General features: G+C 72.9%; 2 protein-coding genes. Both read left to right on the top strand.

Going from position 1 to position 2,638, the window contains the following annotated elements; translation table 11 throughout:
- Positions 1-481, top strand: a 481-nt coding sequence (locus STSP_RS33265) for a beta-galactosidase trimerization domain-containing protein (RefSeq protein WP_198547493.1), incomplete at its 5' end; no start/stop codon positions are given.
- 16 nt (positions 482-497) lie between these two features.
- Complete coding sequence (locus STSP_RS33260) at positions 498-2,633, top strand: alpha-galactosidase (protein WP_067284754.1); 2,136 nt, start codon at positions 498-500, stop codon at positions 2,631-2,633.
- Positions 2,634-2,638 lie beyond the last annotated feature (5 nt).

Below are 2,638 nucleotides of genomic sequence, written 5' to 3'. Positions count from 1 at the left end.
CGAGCCGCTGCGCGAGGCGCTGGGCATCCGCGTCGAGGAGTACCGGCCGCTGCGGACGGACGAGCGGATCACCCTGTCGGACGGATCGCACGGCACGGTCTGGAGCGAGTCCCTGCGCACCGAAGGCGCGGAGACGCTCGCCGCCTACACCCACGGCATGCTCGCAGACAGCCCGGCGCTCACCCGGCACCGCTTCGGCACCGGGCAGGGCTGGTATCTCTCCACCCGCCTGGACGACGCCGACTACGGCGCTCTCGTCGGCCGCCTGCTGAAGGAAGCCGGTGTCGAACCGGACGTACCCGGCCTGCCCGCCGGTGTCGAAGCCGTCACCCGGCACGCCGCCGACGGCCGCCGCTGGGACGTCCTCATCAACCACACCACGGACACCGTGCCCCTGCCGGAGCCCGCCCACGACCTGCTCACCGGCACCACAGACCACGAACTGCCGCCCGGCGGCTGCGCGGTCCTGCGCCAACACTGACCTGGAAAAGGACACCATGGACAACGAACAGCGGAGCTTCCGCTGGGGTCACGAGGCCCTGCATCTCGAGTTCCTCCTCGGCGACGACGGCAGCGCCCGCCTGACGCATCTCGGACTGCCGGGCGAAGCGGGCAGCGACCCCCGTGCGTCCCTGCCTCTGGTGGAGGTGACGGCCGCGGGTCACGGCCGCGGCTGGTCGGGCAGCCGCCTGATCGGGACCGCTCTCGGCGGGCGGCTGCGCCACCGGGCCCACCACGCGGCCCGCGACGGCGACTGGCACACGCTGACGGTGCATCTCCACGACCCGGACACCGGGCTGGTCGCGGAGGTGACCTACCGGTCGCCGGACGGCATCCCCGTGCTCCGCAGCGAAGTGACCCTGCGCAACGAAGGGCAGACCACGCTCCACCTGGAGTCGGTCAGCTCACTCGCGGTGGGCTGCCTCACCCCCCAGGACCCGGCGGCCATCGACGCCGCCGACCTGCTGTGGGCGGACAACGACTGGCTCTCCGAATGCCGCTGGCAGCGACAGCCGATGCGCCGGACCACACCCGCCCCCAGCGGACGACACGTGCAGTACGGGCACGGCAAGGCCGGCTTCGAACTGACCGGACAGGGCACCTGGTCCAGCTGCGGACACCTGCCCATGGGCGGCCTGACCGACCGGCGCACCGGCCGCACCTGGATGTGGCAGATCGAGCACAACGGCGGGGGCTGGCGCTGGGAGTGCCAAGAGCACGACAACGCTGCCTACGCGGCACTGTTCGGGCCCACCGACACCCACCACGGCTGGCGCCATCCCCTGGAACCCGGCGCCGCCTTCCACACCGTGCCCGTCGCCCTGTCGTTCAGCGCCGACGGCGGCCCCGACGCCGCGTTCGCCGCGCTGACCCGCTACCGCCGCGCCCACCGCCGCCCGCACCCCGACCACCGGGGTCTGCCCGTCATCTTCAACGACTACATGAACTGCCTGATGGGAGACCCCACCACCGACAAGTTGCTGCCGCTGATCGACGCGGCGGCCGAGGCCGGCGCCGAGTACTTCGTCATCGACGCGGGCTGGTACGACGACAGTGACGGCTGGTGGACCAGCGTCGGCGCCTGGGAACCATCCACCTCACGTTTCCCCGGCGAGAAGGGGATCCACGAGGTGCTGGACCGTATCCGCGAACGCGGCATGGTGCCCGGCCTGTGGCTGGAGCCGGAAGTCATCGGCGTCCACAGCCCCATGGCCAAGTCCCTGCCCGACGAGGCGTTCTTCCGCCGCGACGGCGTCCGCGTCGTGGAGTCCGGCCGGCATCACCTGGACCTGCGCCACCCAGCCGCCCGCACCCATCTGGACCAGGTCGTGGACCGCCTGGTCGGCGAGTGGGGCGTGGGCTACCTCAAGCTCGACCACAACGTCGACCCCGGCTCCGGCACCAGCGCCCACCCCGGCGAGACCCCGGGCGCCGGCCTGCTCGGCCACAACCGGGCGCAGCTGGACTGGCTCGACGGCGTCCTCGACCGCTATCCGCACCTGGTGGTGGAGAACTGCGCCTCCGGCGGGATGCGCTGGGACCACGCCCTGCTGTCGCGGCTGCAGTTGCAGTCCACCAGCGACCAGCAGAACCTCAACCTCTACGCGCCCATCGCGGCCTCCGCGCCCACCGCCGCCACCCCCGAGCAAGGCGCCGTCTGGGCCTACCCACAGCCGGAGGACTCCCTCGACGAGGTCGCCTTCACCATGGCGAGCGCCCTCCTCGGCCGCATCCACCTCTCCGGCCGCCTGCCGGAGCTGGGGCCCGAGGCTCGCGCCCTGGTCCACGAAGCGGTCGCCGTGTACAAGGCCATCCGCGCCGCCCTGCCGCAAGCCGTGCCGTCCTGGCCCCTGGGGCTGCCCGGCTGGGACGACCCCTGGATCGCGCTCGCCCTGCACACCCCCGCCACCACCTACCTCACCGTCTGGCGCCGCCCGGGCGGCGACGCCACCACCACCCTCCAGCTGCCCGAACGGGCGGACGGCGCAGCCCGTGCCGAGGTGCTGTACCCCGCCACACGTCAGGCCGTTGCCGTCTGGAACCCGGACACCGCCGACCTCACCGTGACCCTGCCCACCGCGCCCTCCGCGGCGCTGCTCCGCATCACCCGCACGGAACCGGACGCTCCCTGAGCGCC

The sequence above is a fragment of the Streptomyces jeddahensis genome (assembly GCF_001642995.1).
In the GTDB taxonomy this organism is placed as follows: Bacteria; Actinomycetota; Actinomycetes; order Streptomycetales; family Streptomycetaceae; genus Streptomyces; species Streptomyces jeddahensis.
The sequence above is the reverse complement of the archived record's forward strand: the minus strand, read 5'-3'. Positions and strand labels throughout refer to the sequence as shown.